At 71.5% G+C, this 20,165-nt stretch carries 17 protein-coding genes and 1 pseudogene; 10 read left to right on the top strand and 8 right to left on the bottom strand.

Annotation, left to right across the window (positions count from 1 at the left end; all coding sequences use genetic code 11):
- Positions 1-5 precede the first annotated feature (5 nt).
- The 5 genes from scpA to ACFWY5_RS36445 all read right to left on the bottom strand — a co-directional run bounded on the left by scpA (position 6) and on the right by ACFWY5_RS36445 (position 8,694).
- Positions 6-2,171: a methylmalonyl-CoA mutase gene (gene scpA, locus ACFWY5_RS36465; protein ID WP_379637429.1), complete on the bottom strand. Its 2,166-nt coding sequence runs from the start codon at positions 2,169-2,171 to the stop codon at positions 6-8.
- Positions 2,168-3,850, bottom strand: a complete 1,683-nt coding sequence (locus tag ACFWY5_RS36460; RefSeq protein ID WP_379637427.1) for a methylmalonyl-CoA mutase family protein — start codon at positions 3,848-3,850, stop codon at positions 2,168-2,170. Before ACFWY5_RS36460 ends, scpA begins: the two co-directional genes overlap by 4 nt.
- Before the next feature lie 48 nt (positions 3,851-3,898).
- Positions 3,899-5,767 (bottom strand): peptidoglycan-binding protein, encoded by a 1,869-nt coding sequence (locus tag ACFWY5_RS36455; RefSeq protein ID WP_379637426.1) that lies wholly within the window; start codon positions 5,765-5,767, stop codon positions 3,899-3,901.
- Positions 5,768-5,881: 114 nt separating this feature from the next.
- On the bottom strand, positions 5,882-6,811 hold the full coding sequence (mtnA, locus tag ACFWY5_RS36450) for an S-methyl-5-thioribose-1-phosphate isomerase (RefSeq protein WP_379617310.1): 930 nt from the start codon (positions 6,809-6,811) through the stop codon (positions 5,882-5,884).
- A 17-nt stretch (positions 6,812-6,828) separates the two neighbouring features.
- The gene (locus ACFWY5_RS36445; protein ID WP_379617312.1) at positions 6,829-8,694 is read right to left on the bottom strand and encodes a potassium transporter TrkA; all 1,866 of its coding nucleotides are present in this window, start codon (positions 8,692-8,694) and stop codon (positions 6,829-6,831) included.
- A 91-nt stretch (positions 8,695-8,785) separates the two neighbouring features.
- Between ACFWY5_RS36445 and ACFWY5_RS36440 the strand changes: the two genes are divergently transcribed.
- Positions 8,786-10,306, top strand: coding sequence for a protein kinase (locus tag ACFWY5_RS36440; RefSeq protein ID WP_379637424.1), 1,521 nt, complete (start codon positions 8,786-8,788; stop codon positions 10,304-10,306).
- Between the two features lie 26 nt (positions 10,307-10,332).
- Here the strand turns inward: ACFWY5_RS36440 and ACFWY5_RS36435 are convergent, their stop codons facing one another.
- Positions 10,333-11,514 carry an amidohydrolase gene (locus ACFWY5_RS36435; RefSeq protein WP_379637422.1) on the bottom strand — a complete coding sequence of 394 codons (1,182 nt, stop codon included), beginning with the start codon at positions 11,512-11,514 and terminating at the stop codon, positions 10,333-10,335.
- A 79-nt stretch (positions 11,515-11,593) separates the two neighbouring features.
- Between ACFWY5_RS36435 and ACFWY5_RS36430 the strand changes: the two genes are divergently transcribed.
- Positions 11,594-12,673: a DUF5925 domain-containing protein gene (locus tag ACFWY5_RS36430; protein WP_379617318.1), complete on the top strand. Its 1,080-nt coding sequence runs from the start codon at positions 11,594-11,596 to the stop codon at positions 12,671-12,673.
- Positions 12,674-12,693: 20 nt separating this feature from the next.
- On the opposite strand, the gene ACFWY5_RS36425 is transcribed toward ACFWY5_RS36430, so the two are convergent.
- On the bottom strand, positions 12,694-13,479 hold the full coding sequence (locus ACFWY5_RS36425) for a hypothetical protein (protein WP_379637420.1): 786 nt from the start codon (positions 13,477-13,479) through the stop codon (positions 12,694-12,696).
- Positions 13,479-13,616 (bottom strand): hypothetical protein, encoded by a 138-nt coding sequence (locus tag ACFWY5_RS36420; protein WP_379617322.1) that lies wholly within the window; start codon positions 13,614-13,616, stop codon positions 13,479-13,481. Before ACFWY5_RS36420 ends, ACFWY5_RS36425 begins: the two co-directional genes overlap by 1 nt.
- A gap of 152 nt (positions 13,617-13,768) precedes the next feature.
- Between ACFWY5_RS36420 and ACFWY5_RS36415 the strand changes: the two genes are divergently transcribed.
- The 8 genes and pseudogenes from ACFWY5_RS36415 to ACFWY5_RS36380 all read left to right on the top strand — a co-directional run bounded on the left by ACFWY5_RS36415 (position 13,769) and on the right by ACFWY5_RS36380 (position 20,163).
- Positions 13,769-14,668: an urea transporter gene (locus ACFWY5_RS36415; RefSeq protein ID WP_379637418.1), complete on the top strand. Its 900-nt coding sequence runs from the start codon at positions 13,769-13,771 to the stop codon at positions 14,666-14,668.
- Between the two features lie 28 nt (positions 14,669-14,696).
- On the top strand, positions 14,697-15,005 hold the full coding sequence (locus tag ACFWY5_RS36410) for an urease subunit gamma (protein ID WP_379617326.1): 309 nt from the start codon (positions 14,697-14,699) through the stop codon (positions 15,003-15,005).
- Positions 15,002-15,721, top strand: coding sequence for a sirohydrochlorin chelatase (locus tag ACFWY5_RS36405; RefSeq protein ID WP_379637417.1), 720 nt, complete (start codon positions 15,002-15,004; stop codon positions 15,719-15,721). The genes ACFWY5_RS36410 and ACFWY5_RS36405 overlap by 4 nt, the downstream gene beginning before the upstream one ends.
- Positions 15,711-16,013, top strand: a pseudogene (ureB, locus tag ACFWY5_RS36400) (urease subunit beta); the annotation flags it as partial. The gene ACFWY5_RS36405 and the pseudogene ureB, both read left to right, overlap by 11 nt.
- Before the next feature lie 128 nt (positions 16,014-16,141).
- Positions 16,142-17,860, top strand: a complete 1,719-nt coding sequence (gene ureC, locus ACFWY5_RS36395; RefSeq protein ID WP_379637415.1) for an urease subunit alpha — start codon at positions 16,142-16,144, stop codon at positions 17,858-17,860.
- The gene (locus ACFWY5_RS36390; RefSeq protein WP_379637413.1) at positions 17,857-18,552 is read left to right on the top strand and encodes an urease accessory protein UreF; all 696 of its coding nucleotides are present in this window, start codon (positions 17,857-17,859) and stop codon (positions 18,550-18,552) included. Before ureC ends, ACFWY5_RS36390 begins: the two co-directional genes overlap by 4 nt.
- Positions 18,553-18,577: 25 nt before the next feature.
- Positions 18,578-19,213: an urease accessory protein UreG gene (ureG, locus tag ACFWY5_RS36385; RefSeq protein WP_379637411.1), complete on the top strand. Its 636-nt coding sequence runs from the start codon at positions 18,578-18,580 to the stop codon at positions 19,211-19,213.
- A complete protein-coding gene (locus ACFWY5_RS36380; protein ID WP_379637409.1) occupies positions 19,210-20,163 on the top strand; it encodes an urease accessory protein UreD in 954 nt (317 codons plus the stop codon). Before ureG ends, ACFWY5_RS36380 begins: the two co-directional genes overlap by 4 nt.
- Positions 20,164-20,165 lie beyond the last annotated feature (2 nt).

The raw sequence follows: 20,165 nt of genomic DNA, 5'->3' as shown, positions 1-20,165 counted from the left end.
GCGTGTCAGTGCCCCAGCCGCGCGGTGAGGTCCTTCAGGAGGCCGAGGGCGGCGTCGGCGATGACCGTGCCCGGCGGGAAGATCGCGCCGGCCCCCGCCGCCCGCAGTTCGGCGAAGTCGCCGGGCGGGATCACCCCGCCCACCACGATCATGGTGTCCTCCGCGTCGAGGGCGGCGAGGGCCGCGCGCAGCGCCGGCACCAGCGTGAGGTGCCCGGCGGCCAGCGAGGACACGCCGACGATGTGCACGTCGGCCTCGACGGCCTGGCGCGCCACCTCCTCCGGCGTCTGGAACAACGGGCCGACGTCCACGTCGAAGCCCAGGTCGGCGAAGGCGGTCGCGATCACCTTCTGGCCCCGGTCGTGACCGTCCTGGCCCATCTTCGCGACCAGGATGCGCGGCCGGCGGCCCTCGGCGCGCTCGAAGTCGGCGCACGCCTCGCGGACGCGCTCGATGTTGGCGGCCGGGCCGGCCTCGTCTCGGTACACGCCGGAGATGGTACGCACCTGGCCGGCGTGCCTGCCGTACACCTTCTCCAGCGCGTCGGAGATCTCGCCGACGGTGGCCTTGGCGCGGGCGGCGTCGACGCAGAGTTTCAGGAGGTTCTCGTCGAGGCCGGGGCCGCGGGTGCCGTTCTGGGCGGCGTCCGCGGCCTTGGTGAGGGTTTCGAGCGCCTGCCGTACCTCGTCGCCGGAACGTTCGGCGCGCAGGCGGCGCAGCTTGTCGATCTGCTGGGCGCGCACGGCGCTGTTGTCGACCTTGAGCACGTCGATGGGCTCGTCGGCGGCGGGCCGGTACTTGTTGACGCCGATCACCGGCTGGCGGCCGGAGTCGATGCGGGCCTGGGCGCGGGCGGCGGCCTCCTCGATGCGCAGCTTGGGCAGCCCGGCGTCGATGGCCTTGGCCATGCCCCCGGCCTCCTCGACCTCGCTGATGTGGGCCCAGGCGCGTTCGGCGAGGTCGTGGGTGAGGCGCTCGACGTAGTAGGAGCCGCCCCAGGGGTCGATCACGCGGGTGGTGCCGGACTCCTGCTGGAGCAGGAGCTGGGTGTTGCGGGCGATGCGCGCGGAGAAGTCGCCGGGCAGGGCGAGCGCCTCGTCGAGGGCGTTGGTGTGCAGCGACTGCGTGTGGCCCTGGGTGGCGGCCATGGCCTCCACGCAGGTGCGCACGACGTTGTTGTAGACGTCCTGGGCGGTGAGCGACCAGCCGGACGTCTGCGAGTGGGTCCGCAATGAGAGAGATTTCGGATTTTTCGCGTTAAATCCGGAAACGAGGCGCGACCACAGCAGGCGCGCGGCCCGCAGCTTGGCGACCTCCATGAAGAAGTTCATGCCGATGCACCAGAAGAACGACAGCCGGGGCGCGAACACGTCGATGTCCAGCCCCGCGCCCACCCCCGCCCGCAGGTACTCGACCCCGTCGGCCAGCGTGTAGGCCAGCTCCAGGTCGCAGGTGGCCCCGGCCTCCTGGATGTGGTAGCCCGAAATACTGATGGAGTTGAATTTCGGCATCTTCTCGCTGGTATAAGCGAAAATATCCGAAATAATCCGCATGGAGGGTGCCGGGGGATAAATGTAGGTATTGCGGACCATGAACTCTTTGAGGATGTCGTTCTGGATGGTCCCGGCAAGCTGCTCGGGCGCCACGCCCTGCTCCTCGGCCGCCACGATGTAGAGCGCCAGGATCGGCAGCACCGCGCCGTTCATCGTCATCGACACCGACATCCGATCCAGCGGGATGCCGTCGAACAACTGCCGCATGTCATAGATCGAGTCGATCGCCACCCCGGCCATCCCGACGTCCCCCGCCACCCGCGGGTGGTCGGAGTCGTACCCCCGGTGCGTCGCCAGGTCGAAGGCCACCGACAGCCCCTTCTGCCCGGCCGCCAGGTTGCGCCGGTAGAAGGCGTTGGAGTCTTCCGCCGTCGAGAAGCCCGCGTACTGCCGGACCGTCCACGGCTGGTTGACGTACATCGTGGGATAAGGCCCTCTGAGGTACGGCGCCGCCCCCGGATAGGTCCGGAGGAAGTCCAGCCCGTCGAGGTCGGCGGCCGTGTAGAGCGGCTTGACCCCGATGCCCTCCGGCGTCTCCCACACCTCGCCCGCCACCTCGGGCCCGGCTTCCCGCGTGCCGCCCGCGAGCGGGACGGAGGTGAAGTCGGGGATGCTCATCGTGCCACCTCCAGGTCGTCGAAGGTCGTCCTGAGCACCGCCAGCGCGTCGCACCCGGCGAAGACGCGGCCGTCCACGTGCTCGTACTCCCCCTTCCCCGCCAGCCAGACGCGTCTCGCGCCGGCCCGTTTCAACGCCGCGGCGACCGCCTCGGCGTGCTCGGGGTACAGCTTGTCGCTGGAGCACAGGCACGCCACCCGCGCGCCGCTGACGGCGAAGGCGGTGGCGATCCGCTCGGCGTCCACGCCGGGCCCGGCGCTCTCGGTGGCCAGCCCGCCCGCCTGGAACAGGTTGGCGGCGAACGCCGCCCGCGCGGTGTGCGCCGCGACCGGGCCGATCGTGGCCAGGAACACCGTCGGCCGTTCCGGCTGCGCGTCGGCCAGATCCCGCAGTTCCTCGAACGGCTCGGAATAGCGCCCGCTCCTGCTCGGCGCGCCGCCCGGCAGCGGCTTCTCCTCCAGGTTCGGGAACTCGCTCACGCCGGTGATCGGCAGCCGCCGGTGCGCGATGTCGGCCTCGCGCCGGGCCCGTACCTCCGCGATGCGCCCGGCCACCAGTTTCCCGGCCCCGTCCGGCAGCCCTCCGGCCGCCTCGATCTCCTGGAACCACGCCCAGGCCGCCTCGGCCAGCTCCGCCGTACGCCGTTCCACGTACCAGGAGCCGCCCGCCGGATCGGCCACCCGGGCGGCGCCGGACTCCTCCATCAGCAGCGCGTGGGTGTTGCGGGCGATCCGCCGCCCGAACGCGTCCGGCTCCCTCACCGCGGCGTCGAACGGCCGCACGGTCACCGCGTCCGCCCCGCCCACCCCGGCGCCGAAGCAGGCCAGCGTGGTGCGCAGCATGTTCACCCACGGGTCGCGCGCGGTCATCATGGCCGCGCTGGTCACCGCGTGCTGCGCCTGCCGCGCGGGCCCGCCGCACACCTCGGCCACCCGTGCCCACACCACCCGCGCCGCCCGCAGCTTGGCGATCGTGGCGAACTGGTCGGCGCTCGCCGCGTACCGGAACTCCAGTTGCCCGAACGCCTCCTCCACGCTCAGCCCGGCGCCGGTGAGCGTCCTGAGGTGCGCGACGCCGAGCGCCAGCGAGCAGCCGAGCTCCTGCGCGTCACTACCCCCCATGTCGTGGTACGGCGTGGCGTCCACGACCACCGCCCGCAGCTCCGGGTACCCCTGCGCGCACCGCCTGGCCAGGGCGGCCACCACCCGCGGCGCCACCGAGGCGAGCGAGGCCCCCAGATTCCCGCGTACCGGCCCCTGACGTTCGGCGGCCAGCCCCAGCAGGACCTCCGCGGCCTGCTCGGCCAGCGGCCCGGCGTCGAGCACGACGGGCGCGAGGTCCAGGTAGACGTCCTTGAGCACCCGCGGCAGGGCGGCGGCCGGGATCGTGTCCGGGCCGACGGCCAGCCACAACGAGGTGACGCCGTTCTCCAGGTCGGCGAGCACCGCCTCGGGGTCGGCCACGGAGTGCCGCTGGCGCACGTCCCAGCCACGCGCGCCGAGCGGCGGCCGGGGCGTGCCGGGCAGGTCGGCGGCGTCGTAGAGCGGCTGGAGCGTGAGCCCGTCGTAGGTCCGGCTGGTCAGCGCCTCGAAGTCGAGGCCGGACTTGCCCAGCACGGCGAGCGCCATCGCGTGCCAGTCGTCACGGGTGGCGGGGGGATACCCGGCTGCCAGTTCCATGTCTCGGATATTAAGCGGAACCGATCCAGAACAATGCTCCGGGGTCGCCTAGGGAAGCGGCGCCTCCCACGTGAGCCGCCACGTGAGCTGTCCCACGATCCCGTCGTCGGCGATGCCCTGGTTGCGCTGGAACCTGCGGCACACGTCACGCGAGGCCGGCCCGTACGCGCCGTCGGCGTCGATCTCCCAGCCGCGCTTCTTCATCTGCGTCTGCCAGGTCCGCACGTCCTGTCCGGACATGACCGGCGGGTACTTCAGCAGCCGCCCCGGAAAGGGCGGCGCCGACGGCGGATCGGGATCCGGCGGCCCCCCGCCGGGACGCGGCGCGCCCTTGCGCACCCACGCGTAGAGCGCCTCACCCGGGCAGTCGGTGGCGAAGCCGTCGCGGTGCCCCTTGATCTCCCGCCCGGCGGCGCCCTTGGCCCGCAGGTGCTCGACCGCGTCGATGATGCCGTGCAGCATGGCGTCGGGCGGCTGCACCAGCCCGGCGTTGCCGACGAGCCCTAGCACTGCGTAGTGACCGGCGTTGAGCCCGGCCCCGTTGGCGGCGGGCAGATGATGCGGCCCCCGCCCCTCGAACACCTTCCGATGCGGACAAACGGCGTACGTGTTGCCGGTGAAGTAGACGGTGCCGCGCCGACGAGCCAGCCAGCTCTGGTTGTCGGTTCTCGGGCACCAGATCTCGCCGTCATAGAACTCCCGCCGGACCTCGAAGGTGCCGGTGGCCCGTTTCGCGGCGCTCATCGGCGCGAGATATCCCTGCCGCCGGATGGTGACCTTCCACATGTCGGTCTTGCAACTCGCGTTCGGCGGGCGCCGGTGAAGGGATGCGCCCTTCCCGGCCAGCACCACCGCGAACATGAAGGCCTCTGCCATCGCGCGGTCCTTCTGCGCGAGCTGGCCCTCGCCCGCGTTGTCCGCGGCCAGGGAGGTCTCGATGAACAGCCCAAGCTGGGCCTTTGTGAGCGTCAGCAGGAAGTCGTGCGAAGGGACACGGCCCGGTGCGCTCTCCAGCAGCCGCCGTCCGGCGTCAGCGGACAGATGGAACTCCACCAGATGCCGGTTGCTCGCCTCTCGCCAGCGGGGCACCCCGTCCGTACCGCGCCCCACGTGTGGGAAGGACTCCACCGGCGGGCCGAAGACCTCGGTCAGTGCTCCGCGGATTCTGGCGACGTTGGCGGCGTTGGCCGCCGACTGGTAGATCGCCACGCTGGTGGACTTACCACCGCCGCGCAGCGACATGATGTGACCTTCGGTCCAGAACCAGGCCACCAGTTCGACGAAGGCGTCCGACCACTTGGCCTCGACCGGCAGGTCGGCGCACGGGGCCGCCAAAGGGATGCGGTCCCAGTAGCCGAGCGTCTCCGAGGTCGCCCAGAGCCGTTCGTACTCCACGACGGTGCGCTTGGCCTTGCCGGTGGCCAGCCACAGACCGTCGGGCCCCTTCTGGCGCGTCGTGCCGGTGCGTCGGCGGTAACGCTCGACCGGCCAGCGGTGCTCGGGCGTGGTGAGGGAGGAGTGCGAGTGGCCCTCCATCCGGATCATCTCCCGGCGCATCGAAGGAAAGACGCACACCTCGAGCACCGGCTGCCACTGCGAGACCCCCAACCGGTGGTTGAGCGTGAGTGCGAGGTCTCCCTGTTCAACTTCGCGGTAGGACTTCCAGCCCTGCTGTGTGAGGATTTCCGTCTCCTCGTCGACGCAGTAGCCGATGTCGATCCAGCCGTTGCCGTCCATGTGGTGGTTCTGGATGGATTGGACAAGAGCGACGCATTTGGCGTGGTCACGCGTGAGGCCGGGGTCGACACGGCCTCCTGTGTAGTGGACCTTCACGCCGCGTGTGGAGTCGAGCTGCGTGTAGTCGCCACGCGGCGGCCGAGCATTCCATGCGCGTCGAAGAATGAGGTCGATGGCCACGGTCTGCTCCCGGGGGATCACGTTGAGGTGACAACTGAGCGTAACGCGGGAGATGCGGGCCGGTCCGGGAGTTGCCCTTATTCGTCTGGGGCCTCTGCGTTCGTCTGGAGCCGTCTAGGGCCGGATCACCCGCCTCTCCGTGACGATCGCCGTGACGAGGTCGTGGGGTGTCACGTCGAACGCCGGGTTCACCGCCTCAGTGCCCTTGGGCGCCAGCCGTACACCTCGGATGGCCGTGACCTCCTCCGAGCCTCTGTCCTCGATGGAGATCTGCTCGCCGGACGGGGTGCCCTCGTCGATCGTGGACTCGGGGGCCACGACGATGAAGGGGACTCCGGCCCGTTCGGCGCCGAGCGCCAGCGCGTACGAGCCGATCTTGTTGGCGACGTCGCCGTTGGCGGCGATGCGGTCGGCGCCGATGAGCACCGCGTCGATGCCACCCCTGGCCAGCAGGTACGGCCCGGCCGAGTCGGTCACCAGCCGGTGTGGCGCGCCCATGCGGGCCAGCTCCCAGGTGGTGAGGCGGGCGCCCTGCAGCAGGGGCCGGGTCTCCAGCGCCAGGACCTCGCCGAGCCGGCCCCGCTCGTGCAGGGTCTGGACGACGCCCAGCGCCGTGCCCCGTTCCACGGCGGCCAGGCCGCCGGTGTTGCAGACGGTCATGACCCGCAGCCGGTCGCCTTCGAGCAGGTCGGCGCCGCGCGCGCCCATGGCGTGGCAGGCGGCGATGTCCTCGTCCCTGATGCGCAGGGCCGCCTTCAGCGCCTTCTCCGGCGGGAGCGCGGCGACCTGGTCGACGGCCCAGGCCAGGTTGACGGCGGTCGGGCGGGCGGCGCGCAGCCGGGCGATCTGGGCGGCGTCGCCCGCCGCCAGGACGACGCCGAGGGCGCCGGCCACGCCGAGCGCGGGCGCGCCGCGCACCGACAGCCTTCGGATGGCCGCGATCAGGGTGTCGACGTCGGTGATCCGCAGGGTGACGAGCTCGTCGGGCAGCTTCGTCTGGTCGACGAGCTCGATGGCGCCGTCCACCCAGTCAATGGTCCTCACAGGGTCATTGTGGGGCCTCAGCGCTCCGACAGGACGATGACGGAGTCGTGCGGGCCGAACGACACGCGCCGGGAGCGGTCCGGGTTGAGGACGATCCCGTAGTGCGGGGGCTTGTTGCGCGCGTACGCCGTCCGGTAGCCGATGGCGGTCTCCCCGCGCCGGCGGGCCGCCTCGACCACGGTGGAGAAGCCGACCTCGACCCCGGTCCTGACGTAGGCGGCGGCGGGGCGGGGGTAGATCTCCGAGCCGTGGGAGTCGAAGAGGTAGCCGAAGACGTCGGCCAGGTGCTGGTTCTCGGCGAGCTGGGCCAGCAGCAGGCCGATGACGGTGTCGCTGATGACGATGTCGTCGGCCTCGGTGACCTCGGCCAGGGAGCGGTTGCTCTCGTCGTGCATCTCGCTGACGATCGAGTAGTGCTCGCCCAGCTTGGTCTGCATGTCGCGCAGTTGCAGCAGCGTCATGAGCGTGCGGGTGTCGGCGTGGTCCGGTTTGAAGCGGTCGTCGGACAGCACGATGACGTGCTGGAACAGGCCGAGGCCGAGCGCTTCGAGGGCGAAGCGGTCGGTGGTGTCGCAGTCCTTGAGGTTGACGGTGAGGTTGCGCAGTCCGGTGAGGTCGGCCCCGGCCTTCGGGTGGTCGGCGGCGACCTCCAGGACGGAGCCGGGGGCGACGTAGCCGTCGAGGTAGCGCACGATCTGCTCGGCGCGGCCGTTCCAGTTGAGCAGCAGGGTGCGCTCGGGGGCGTGCTTGGCACGTTCCGAGACGGCCACGGCGGACTCGTCGATCTTCGGGGCGCCGGCGGCGGGCCAGATCGAGGAGTCGTCGTGGGCGATGACGATGACCTCGTCCTTGGGTCCGATCTCGGTGTCCATGGGCGGGTTCAGCGCGATGCCGGCGCTCGTGCGCAGGCCGATGACGGTGGCGGAGTGGTAGCCGTGCAGCGCCTCGCCGTACGTCTTGCCTGCCAGCAGTTCGGCGGGGCGCAGGTAGATCTCGCCGCCGTCGAAGTTGAGCAGGTCCATGCAGACGACCGACATGCCCGACTGGCGCGAGGACTGGACGATGAGCCGGGAGGCGGTGTCGTCGGAGTCGACGAGGTGCACGAGCGGGCCGCCGGCCAGGCGGGCTGCGGCCATGTTGCGGCCGGAGGTGAGCGCGGCCACGACCGGCGGGTGGATGCCGGAGCGCTTGGCGAGCGCGAGGAGGATCTTGATGACGTGGGCGTCGGGGTCCTCGCCCTCCGGGGAGAGCACGACGACCGAGCGGGCGGCGGCCAGGTTCATGAGGCTGAGGTCGCGGGGCTCGGTGGGGCGTCCCGTGCGGCAGACGATGCGGGTCCTGCCGAGGTCGCCGGCGCGCTCGCGGATCTCCTCCTCCATGGCGAGCTTGTCGCGGTCGGCGAGGACGGCGATGACCGAGCCGCGCTGGCTGGCGTGCGCCTTGGCCAGTTCGCCGACGATCGTGAACACCTGGTCCGACCAGCCCAGCACCACGGTGTGCCCGGACTCGGCGATGCGCGAGCGGCCCCGGCGCAGCCGGTCGACGCGCTGCTTGAGCCCGTTGGACAGCAGGCCGACGAGCATGCTGACGATGAAGAGGCCGCCGAGCGAACCGGCGAACATCACCGTCATGTACGCGACGCTGCCCTTGTCGCTGGCGACCTTGCTGGGGGTCAGGGCGTGCATGAGCGAGATCCAGAGCACGTGGCCCGGTCCGCCGACGCCTTCCGGCTCCTCGGGCGCCAGCCAGAGCGTGAGCCCGCTGACCACGAGGATGAGCGCGACCGAGACGAGGGCGAGCCAGCCGATCAGCGACGGCGTGCCCTTGGACATGGTGTTGTCGAACCAGTACCGAGCACGCTCGCGGAACGTCACCCTGGACACCCCGATACCTCCACATAGGGGGAAATTTGACCAACGACACAAGGTACCGGGCGATCTGCCGAAACGCATGCCGACCGGTAACGTATCGGCCATGGTGACCCCCCTGACACCAGGCGATCCGGAGACTTTGGGCGATTACGTCCTCGACGCCCGACTCGGCGAGGGTGGCCAGGGGATCGTGTACCTCGCCCGCACCCGCTCCGGCGGGCAGGTCGCCGTGAAACTCCTCAGTACCGGGGACCCGGTCACCCGCGCCCGCCTGGCCCGCGAACTCCAGGCGATGGAGGGCATCGCCTCCTTCTGCACCGCCCGGGTGCTCGACGTCTCGGTGTCGGGCTCGCGGCCGTACGTGGTGAGCGAGTTCGTGGACGGGCCCTCCCTCGCCGACCGCGTGCGCTCGCTCGGCCCGCTGCGCGAGGGCGACCTCGAGCGCCTCATCGTCGGTACGGCCACCGCCCTGACCGCCATCCACTCGGCCGGCATCGTGCACCGCGACTTCAAGCCCGCCAACGTGCTGCTGGGGCCGGACGGACCGCGGGTGGTCGACTTCGGCATCGCCCGCGCCGAGGGGGCGGCCACGATGACCTCCGGCCTGATCGGGACGCCCGCGTACCTGTCGCCCGAGCAGATCCACGGCACGCCCGCCTCGCCCGCCTCCGACGTCTTCGCCTGGGGGGCGACGATGGTGTTCGCGGCGACCGGGATCAGCCCGTTCGGCGCGGAGACGGTGCCTGCGGCGATGCAGCGCGTCCTGTTCGCCGAACCCGACCTGTCCCTTCTTCCCGAACGGCTGCGCGGCCCGATCGCCGCCGCCCTGTCCAAGGACCCGGCGGGCCGCCCGAGGGCCAGGGACCTGATGGTCGCCCTGGTGGACCCGAAGGCCGCCCCGGCCTTCCCCCTCCACCACGGCCCCGCTTCGGGCGGTCCGGGTTTCGGGGGCCAAAGGTCTGAAATTTCCGGCGTGCCGTACACCGGACCTGTTGCCGGAATGCAGAGTGCGGCCCACCTGACGGGCCCGCAGTCACCGGCGCTGACCACGCAGAGCTCGCCCCGCAACCGCAGGCGCGGCGTGCTCCTGGGCGGGATCGCCGCGGTGGTCGCGCTGGCGGCGGGCGGTGCCGCCGTCTTCCTGCTGAACCAGAACCCGGACAGTCCGTGGTCCGCGCGTTCCACCACGCCCCCGCCGTCCTCCACGGCCGCGGCCTCGGCGCCGGTCACCTCGCAGCCGCCGGAGGAGCCCGCGAGCGATCCGCCCACCCCGGTCAAGTCCGGAAATGTCAAGATTCCCAGGGATTTCGCGGGCTCCTGGGCCGGTCACACCAAGTCGACCAACTTTATGGACACCGACGGCTCCATCAACACGGTCACGCTCAAGGCCGGCGCGACCACGGCGTCCTGGACCGAGAAAGACTCGCAGTCCGAGTGCGCCGCGACCATCCCGCTGACCAAGGCCGAGGGCAGGACGCTGATCTTCACCCTCGGTCCCTCGTCGGGCGGGTGCGTTCCCGGCACGATCTGGCTCACGCTCAACGGCGACGTCCTGGCCTACAAGTGGCGCGACGTGCCGGGCAACGACCTGGTCACCCAGACCGGCGACCTGCGCCGGCGCTGATCACACGAGCTGATCACACGAGCTGATCACACCAGGCGCCCGTCGCGGGCGACGACCCGGCCGGACTTGACGACCAGGGACCGGGCCGGGCGTACGCAGACCGCCTCGGCAGGGGTGCGGGCGTTCACCGCCACGAAGTCGCCCGGGTCCCCCACCGCGAACCCGGCGCGCCGGCCGGTGACGCGGGCGCCGCCCAGGGTGGCGGCCTCCAGGGCGATCTCGATCTCCTCGTCGCGGACGAACCGGCTGCGCTGGGCCAGGAACAGTGCCCGCTCCAGCATGTCCCCGTTGCCGTAGGGGCTCCACAGGTCGCGTACCCCGTCATTGCCCGCGCCGACCGGGACCCCCGCCTCGCGCAGGGCCGTGAGGGGCAGCGGCGGGGCGCTCGCGGGCGCGACGGTGGCGAGCGAGACACCCGCCTCGGCCAGCCGGGCGATCACGCGGGCCTGGACGTCGGCGGGCACCTCGCCCAGCGCGTAGCCGTGGGAGATGGTGACCTTGCCATGCATGCCGAGCGCCAGGGTGCGCTCGATGATCAGGTCGTACTGCCACACGCCCAGCGGGCCGCCGTCGTGCAGGTGGATGTCGACGCCCGCGCCGTGCTTCTCGGCCAGGCCGAAGACCACGTCGAGGTGCTCGACGGGGGCGTTCTCCAGCCCCGCGGGGTCGATGCCGCCGACGAGACCGACGCCGGCGGCGAGTGCCCGGTCCATGAGGTCGGCGGTGCCGGGGGCGGTGAGCAGGCCGGCCTGCGGGAACGCGACCAGGTCCACGGTGATGCGGCCGTCGAGGCGGGCCACGGCCTCGCGTACCGCCTCGACCGCGGCCAGGCCCATGGCGGTGTCGACGTCCACGTGCGATCGGGCGTGGGTGGTGCCGGAGACGACCATCTGCTGCAGGAGCGCGGTGATGTAGTCGGCGCTGGGCAGGCCGAGCGCGGGGCGGGCCTCGACGCCGTTGCGGATCTTGCCCATGAGGCCGGGCCCGGCGTCGTGCGGAACCCAGGGGCCGCCCCACATGGTCTTGTCGACGTGCGCGTGCGCGTCCACGAACCCGGGCAGCAGCAACTGGCCGCCGAGCCCCTCCACGGGCACGCCGTCGGCGGCCAGGTCCGTGCCGGCGGCGGCGACGGCGCCGTCGCGGATGAGCAGGTCGGTGAGCGCGTCGGAGCCCCAGATCCGGGCATCGCGCAGGAGCAGGTCGGTCATCCCCCGAAGATAGTGGTATACCGTTATTTCACGCAAAATCCTTCGACACCGGATGGCGCTGACCTGGATCATTGAGCTCATGTCATCCGGCCTGCCCATGAACCTGTGGCTCGACGACGCCGATTCGGCCATCGACGTCATCGACGCTCTCGCCCTGTCCCCGTTCGCCACCGGCACCCAGCCGTGGTCACGGCAGGCCGAGCTGGAGCGCGTACGCCCCGACGCCGCCCTGCAGCCCGCCACCGGCAAGGTGGTACGCACCGCGAAGGTCGAGGAGGGCACCGAGTCACGCCTGGTCACCGGTGAAGGCTGGACGCTGCGCGTCGTACGCCATCGCAACCGCACCGCCACCGTCTCCGTCACCGCCGTCAGCGAGGACCTGGCCCGCTCGGTGCTGCGCGAGTGCACCGACGGCGCGGAGGAGCCGGAGCCGGCCGACGACCACAGCCGCATGGGCTTCTGGTGGCGCGGCCCGCACGGCGGCCACCGCTCCGAGAAGCCGATCACCACGCAGGCCTGGTCGGAGATCTCCGGCAACTACTCCGGCACCGCCCGTACCTCCATAGACGCCCTGATGGCCGTCACCCCCGCGGAGGTGACGGGCCGCCTGGTCCTGCTCCACGGCCCGCCCGGCACCGGCAAGACGACGCTCCTGCGCACCCTCGCCGGCCAGTGGCGCGAATGGTGCCAGGTCGACTGCGTCCTGGACCCGGAGCACCTGTTCGCCGAGCCCGGCTACCTCATGGAGGTCGCCGTCGGCTACGACCAGGAGGACGACGAGGGCAGCTCCCGCTGGCGCCTGCTGGTGCTGGAGGACTGCGACGAGCTCATCCGCTCCGGCGCGAAGGAGATGACGGGCCAGGGCCTGTCCCGCCTGCTCAACCTGACCGACGGCCTGCTGGGACAGGGCCGCGACGTGCTGGTCGCGATCACCACGAACGAGGACCTCGCGCGCCTGCATCCCGCGGTGGTACGGCCCGGCCGCTGCCTGGCCCAGATCGAGGTCGGCGCCCTGTCACACGCGGAGGCCACCTCATGGCTGGGCACCCAGGACGGCATCGGCCCGGAAGGCGCCACCCTGGCCGAACTGTACGCCAAGCGCAACGGCACCGCCCTGGCCCCGGCCGCCACCGCCGAACCCACCGGCCTGTACCTCTGAGAGGCACGGCGTGACCGTACCTACCCGGCCGCCGGAATGCTGATCGCCCTCGTCTGAGCGGGAGGCGGGGGTTTGATCGTCAGCTTCATGCCCCAGTCCGCGTACCGGATGTCCTCGACGAAGCCGAACCATCCCTGCCCGTGCGTGGCTCCCTTGAACGAACTGTGGTCGGGCCGGCGCCACCTGACCCAGGCGCGGCGCACGAGGTCATCCTCACCGACCCACAGGCGCCATTCGATCGGCCATGAGCCGCGCTCGTCCTCAGGCTCCGGCCGCAGTTCCGGCAGGACCTCCCACAGCCGGCGAAACGTCATCACCCCCTGGTGGAGGGTCGTGGACACCTCGTCGTAGGTACCGGAGGGCCGCTCCGACGTCGTGGTGGACAGCACGGCCGCGAGCACGGCCGGCTTGTCCAGACGGAGATCGCCCGCCGCCAGACGCAGCTCACACGTCCACGGATAGCGGACCCACTTCTTGTCCTTGACGTGCGTCTGCAGCGGGCCCTTCTGCCACAGGTGCTTTCCGATGCAGATGTCGCGGGAGCCGCCTACCTGATGATCCACCAGGTCGGTGGCCACCACCTTGCCGGCACCGAACCCGACCACGCCTTTTGTGGGCTTGAAGCGGCGCCACCCACGCCCGTCGTTGTATGTCCTGTGTACGACGACCCGCACACCACGACCTTCGACCATCTGGTGCTGAATCGCGGTGACCGGATCGCCAACCGCGGCCGCGCTGGTAGCGGGCGCGCCGGTCAGGGCGGATCCGGCCAGCGCGAGGACCATGGCCGGTGTCCATCGCCTCATCAGGTGACGTTCTCCCTCAGGATGAGGGCGGCACTCCCGCCGCCCGAGCCGACGCGATCGAGCTCGTCCGCGCTCCGTCGATCATCCCGCACACTCACCGCGCCCCGGTCGATGGCGGCCACGATGAATTTGTGCACTCGATGGCCGTCCTTGGTCTTCTCCCCTTTCGGTCAGGGATAGATGCCAAGGTGTCGCGCCCCTTTGCGCGGCGTCATCATCCGGTAGCGGCGGGAACGGCTGGTTCATGTCATCGGGGACATCTCGGGTACCGCGCCACGACCTGCCACGGGTGATCCTCAAGGGCGTCGCCCAGGTCGTCTTCCAGCCGAATCCCTGGGTGGGGCTGGTGTTTCTGGTCGCGTTGTTCGCGGGCGGCTGGCGGTTCGGGGTGTTCGGGCTGCTGGGCGCGGTGACCGCCACGCTCACCGCCCATCTGCTGGGTGTCTCGTGGAGCGAACGGGTGGCCCCCGGTCTGGAGGGGTTCAGCGGGACGCTGATCGGGGTGGGGCTGGCCCTCTACTTCGACGTGAGCTGGATGACGGTCCTGCTCGTGGTCTTCGGCGCGGTCGCGGGCAGCGTGCTCACCTCGGCGCTCGACGTGCTGCTGAAGCCGTACGGGCTGTCCGGCCTGACCGCGCCCTTCTGTGTGATCACGACGGTGATGGTGGTCGGGGGGTCCTCGTTCAGCCGGGTCTGGGCCCGGCAGGTCAGTACGGCCGCGCCGTCCGCGACCGCTCCGGGCACCGGCATGAGCTGGGACCACCTGTGGCGGGGCACCTTCAGCGGGATCGGCCAGGTCTTCCTCCAGGACCAGTGGTACGTGGGCCTCATCTTCCTGGCCGGGCTGGTGGTGGCCGGCTGGCGGGTGGGGCTGGTGGCGCTGGTGTCCAGCGTCGCCGGGCTGCTCACGGGCTGGGTGCTGGGTGCTCAGGCGGCCGATCTGGGGGCCGGGCTCTACGGCTACAACTCCGTGCTGACGGGGGTCGCGCTGTTCGGCACGTTCGTCGTGGTCACGCCCGTGAGCGCCGGTTACGCCCTGATCGGCGTGGTGGGCGCGGCCGGGCTCACGGCCGGGGTGAGCAACCTGTTCGCGGTGGCCGGCGGCCACACCCTGACCTGGCCGTTCGTGCTGGTGACGTGGACGTTCCTGGCGGCTGTGCCGATGTTCTCCAGGATCGCGCGCACGTGACGCGTGACTCGTTCAGAAAGGAACTCTCATGAATCTCACCCCCAGGGAAATGGAGAAGCTGCTGCTGTTCACCGCGGCGCAGCTGGCGCGGCAGCGCAAGGATCGCGGTCTGAAGCTCAACTATCCGGAGACGGTCGCGCTGATCAGCTGCGCGGTCGTCGAGGCGGCGCGGGACGGCAGGTCGGTCGCCGAGTGCATGGAGCTCGGCAAGAAGGTCATCGGCCCGGACGACGTGCTGCCGGGGGTGCGCGGGATGCTCTCGCTCCTGCAGGTCGAGGCGGTTTTCGACGACGGAACCAAGCTGGTGTCCTGTCACGATCCGGTCGGCGCGCAATGACGGTGCCGCGCTACGAGATCCTGCTCGCGGCGGGGGCGGAGAGCCTCGGCGGCCGCTGCCTGCCGACGCTGCTCGGCCCGGACGCGCCGCGGGTCTGTGCGGTTGATCGCGAGCTGCGGTCGGCGATCCCGCGGCGCCCGGCCGTGGTCGTGCCGATGACGCTGGGCCGCGATCCGGACCTCTCCCCCGTGGCGGCCCAGGCCCTGCGCTGGGCGGCGCGCGGGCGGGCGGAGGGGGAACTGCTCCTGGCCCGGCCGCTGGCCGGCACCGGTCACCTGGTCGGCTGGCTGCGGGCCGCGCTCGTCCACGCCAGGCTCACGGCCGCCTCCGCCGTCCTGCTGGTGGCGCCCGCGATCGGGCCCGAGCCCGACGCCGAGCTGTTCAAGATCGCCCGGCTCGTCCGGCAGTTCACCCCGGTCCGCTGGGTCGAGGTCGCGCTGAGCGGCGGCGACCCCGACGTGGACGAGGGCGTCGAGCGCTGCCGGCTGCTGGGCGCCGAGGAGGTCGTCCTGGTGCCCGCCTCCTTCGTCCCGGCGCCCGCCCGGCCCGGGACGCGGACGGCCGGGCCCCTCCTCGGGCGTGCCTCCCTCATCACGCTCATCCACCGGCGCGCCACGGAGGCCGAGCATCGCTGGAGCGGGCATCGCGACGACGGCCTGGCCGAACCGATGCCGCACACCCACACCCACGAGGAGACACGCACTCATGTCGGATGATCCATACCTCTACGGCAAGGGCGACATCGAGCTGAACGCCGGCCAGGCCCGGGTGACGCTCACCGTGCGCAACACCGGCGACCGCGCCGTCCAGATCGGCTCGCACTTCCACTTCTTCGAGGTGAACCGGGCCCTGAGCTTCGATCGCGAGCAGGCGTTCGGCACCCGCCTGGACATCCCGGCCGGGACCGCGGTCCGCTTCGAGGCCGGCGACACCAAACGGGTCACCCTCGTCGAGTACGGCGGCGGCCGGCGCATCGTCGGATTCGGCGGCCTGCTCAACGGCGGCATCCGCAGTCGCGACGCCCGCCAGGAGGCGCTCAGGCGCATGCGCGAGCGCGGCTACCTCGAAGAGCCGGAGCCGGCACCCGCCAAGACCGGCAAGAAGCCCGCCAAGTCCAGGAAGAAGGGCTGAGCCGCATGACCAGCATGAGCCGCCGGCAGTACGCGTCCATGTACGGCCCGACCGTGGGCGACCGGATCCGGCTCGGCGACACCAACCTGGTCGTCGAGGTGGAGAAGGACTACACCGAGGGCCACTACGGCGACGAGTCCCAGTACGGCGGGGGCAAGACCGCCAGGGACGGCATGGCCGCCGATCCGGCCACCGGCGCGACCGGCGCCCTCGACCTGGTGATCACCAACGCGGTGATCATCGACCCCGTCCTGGGGGTCGTCAAGGGCGACATCGGCGTCAAGGACGGGAAGATCGTCGGGGTGGGCAAGTCCGGCAACCCGCACACCCAGAACGGCGTCGACCGGCGCCTGATCATCAGCGCCAACACCGAGGTGATCTCCGGCGAGAACCTCATCGCCACCGCCGGCGGGATCGACACCCACGTGCATCTCATCGCACCCCAGCAGGTCGAGAACGCGCTCAGCAACGGCGTCACCACGCTGGTCGCCGGCGGCACGGGCCCGGCGGACGGCAGCCGCGGCTGCACCACCACCCCCGGCGCCTGGAACATCGGCCGCATGCTGCAGGCCTTCGAGAACATCCCGATCAACATCGGCGTGCTCGGCAAGGGCAACAGCAGCCTGCCCGGCGTGCTGGAGGAGCAGATCCGGGCGGGGGCCTGCGGGCTGAAGGTCCACGAGGACTGGGGCGCCACGCCCGCGGTGATCGACTGCGCGCTCTCGGTCGCCGACCAGCTCGACATCCAGATCACCGTGCACACCGACACGCTCAACGAGGCCGGGTTCGTCGAGGACACGATCAGCGCCATCAACGGGCGCGCGATCCACACCTACCACTCCGAGGGCGCCGGCGGCGGCCACGCCCCCGACATCCTCCGGGTGACCGGGGAGCCGAACGTCTGCCCGGCCTCGACCAACCCGACGCTGCCGTACACGGTCAACTCGATCGACGAACTGCTCGACATGACGATGGTCTGCCACCACCTCAGCTACGACGTGCCGGAGGATGTGGCGTTCGCCGAGAGCCGCGTGCGGGCCGAGACCATCTCCGCCGAGACCGTCCTGCACGACCTGGGCATCATCAGCATCATCGGCTCCGACTCCCAGGCCATGGGCCGCATCGGCGAGTCGTTCACCCGCGCCTTCCAGGTCGCCCACCACTGCAAGGACAAGCGCGGCCCGCTGCCCGAGGACTCCGCGCGCAACGACAACTTCCGGGTCCTGCGTTACCTCGCCAAGCTCACGATCAACCCGGCGCGCGTCTCGGGCATGGCCGACACCATCGGCTCGCTGGAGGACGGCAAGCTGGCCGACATCGTCCTGTGGCCCGTGTCCACGTTCGCGGCCAAGCCCACGATGGTCATCAAGGGCGGCCTGATCAGCTGGGCCAAGATGGGCGACGCCAACGCCTCGCTGCCGACCCCGCAGCCCATCTACTACCGCCCGATGTACGCCGCCTACGGCAGCGCGCTGGCGGCGACGTGCGTCACCTTCCTGTCGGGCGCGGCCATCGACGACGGCGTGCCCGACCGTCTCGGCCTGCGCCGCATGGTCCGTCCGGTACGGCAGTGCCGTACCGTCGACAAGCGGCACATGGTGCGCAACGCGACGCTGGGCGACATCCGCGTCGACCCGGAGACCTACAAGGTGACCTTCAACGGCGAGCCCGTGCACATCGAACCGGCCGGGAAGCTGCCGCTGAACCGGCTGTTCTTCCTGTGAGCGAGGACCTCGGCGCGCTGCTGGCCCAGCTCCAGCTGACCGACTCCGGCTTCCCGAGCGGGATGTACACGCTGTCGCACGGGCTCGAGGGCTACACCCAGCTCGGGCCGGTGGGCCCGGACGCGCTGCGCGAGCTGCTGGCCGACCTGCTCCGCAACATGGTGGGGCCGGGGGACGCCGCCGCGCTCGTCCTGGCCCACCGCGCGGTCCTGGCCGACGACTGGGAACGGCTGGCCGAGGTCGACCGCAGGCTGCACGCGACCAAGCTCGTCCCCGAGCAGCGCACGGCGTCGGTGCGCACCGGACGCCAGGTCCTGGACACGGCCGCGTTCGCCTTCCCGATCCCCGAGGCCGCGCGGCTGGCGGAGCTGGTGGCCGCCAAGGCCACGCCGGGCAACCACGCCGTGGTCGTGGGCGCCCTGTACGCGGGCCTCGGTGTCGGCGAGGAGCGGGCCGTGGCCGCCGACCTGTACGCGTTCGCCGCCGGCTACGTGACGGCGGCGGTCCGCCTGGGATGCACCGACTTCCGCCGTGCGCAGGCGTTGCTGCGTGCCGTACGGCCGGATCTGGAGGGTGTCGCGCGGGCGGCGCTCGGCGCCGGGGACCCGCGGGACCTGCACAGCTCGGTTCCGCTCGCCGACACCGTCGCGGCGGGGCACCAGCGGGCGCCGGCCCGGCTGTTCATCACCTGACCAACCACGCGAGAGGGCGGAGAACATGGAACTGGAGAAGGTCTTCAAAGTGGGGATCGGCGGCCCGGTCGGTTCGGGGAAGACCGCGCTGATCGAGGCCCTCGTCCCGATCCTGCGCGACAGGGGCCACAGCATCGGGGTGATCACCAACGACATCTACACCCAGGAGGACGCCGAGCACGTACGGCGCACGCTGGCGGGCATCCTCGACCCCGGGCGGATCGTGGGCGTCGAGACCGGCGCCTGCCCGCACACGGCGGTCCGCGACGACCCGACGATGAACCTGGCGGCGGGCGCCGACCTGCTGGACCGCTTTCCCGACATCGACCTGCTGTTCTACGAGAGCGGCGGCGACAACCTGACCCTCACCTTCAGCCCGGTGCTCGCCGACATGTTCATCTTCGTGCTGGACACCGCCGAGGGCGAGAAGATGCCGCGCAAACGCGGTCCCGGCACCACGAACTCCGATCTTCTGGTCATCAACAAGATCGACATCGCCCGGTACGTGCGCACCGACCTGGGGATCATGGAGCGGGACGCCCGGATGGTACGCGGCGACGGCCCGGTCGCGCTGACCGACTGCCTGACCGGCACGGGGGTCGGTGCGGTCGCCGACCTCATCCAGAGCCGGGCGGGGGCCGCGTGTACCGCTCCGGCGTGACCGTGCTCGGCGGCGGCGCCGTACCCGATCGGCTGGCTCCCGAGCGCTACCAGCCGGACTGGATCCCCGAGCCGGTCCGGCGCCACTCCGGCCGGCTCGACACCCTGCCCGTCGGCTCGCCCGGCAAGGTCGGCGTGCTGGATCTGGCGTTCCGGCGCGTGGGTGAGCGGACCGAGCTGACCGGGCATTTCCAGAAGGCTCCGCTGCACATCACCCGGCCGCATTACTACGATCCGGCCGTGCCGGGCATGCCGTACGTGATGCTCATGATGTCCGGCGGCGGCGTGCTCCAGGGGGATCGCTACCGCGTGGACGTCTCGTGCGCGGCCGGGGCGTCGGTGCATCTCACCACGCAGGGCGCGACCCGGCTGTACCGGATGGAGCACGACTACGCCACGCAGCTGGTCGAGCTGAACGTCGGTCCCGGCGGGTATCTCGAGTACCTGCCCGATCCCGCCATCGCCTTCGCCGGCAGCCGCTTCTACCAGCGGACCGCGGTCACCGCGGCACCCGGCGCGACCGTGGTGCTGGGCGAGACGATGCTGGCGGGCCGGCTCGCCAGGGGTGAGCGGCACGCGTACACGGCCTATTGCACCGACGTGGAGGTGCGCGAGCCCGGCGGCGATCTCCTGTTCGCCGACCCGATGCGCCTGGTGCCCGGAGACAGGCCGGTGGACGGGCCGGCGGTCATGGCGGGTTTCGGCGTCGTGTCCACCCTGTACGTCGTCACCGGCGGCCATCCGGCGCAGGAGGTCGCCGACACGATGCACGAGGCGCTGAGGGGCTCCGGCCTGCGGGCCGGGGCGGCGGTGCTGCCGGAAGGCCGGGGAGCCTGGGCCCGGTTCCTCGGCGAGCGCTCCCCCGAGGTCCTGTCCGCCTTCCACGGTGTCTGGGACGCCGTGCGCCGCCTGCTGCTGGGCGTACCGGCGCCGGAGGCCCGCAAGCAGTGACG

It is taken from the genome of Nonomuraea sp. NPDC059007 (assembly GCF_042740555.1).
Lineage (GTDB): Bacteria > Actinomycetota > Actinomycetes > Streptosporangiales > Streptosporangiaceae > Nonomuraea.
Note: the sequence above shows the minus strand (reverse complement) of the source record. Positions and strands in the feature narration are given on the sequence as shown.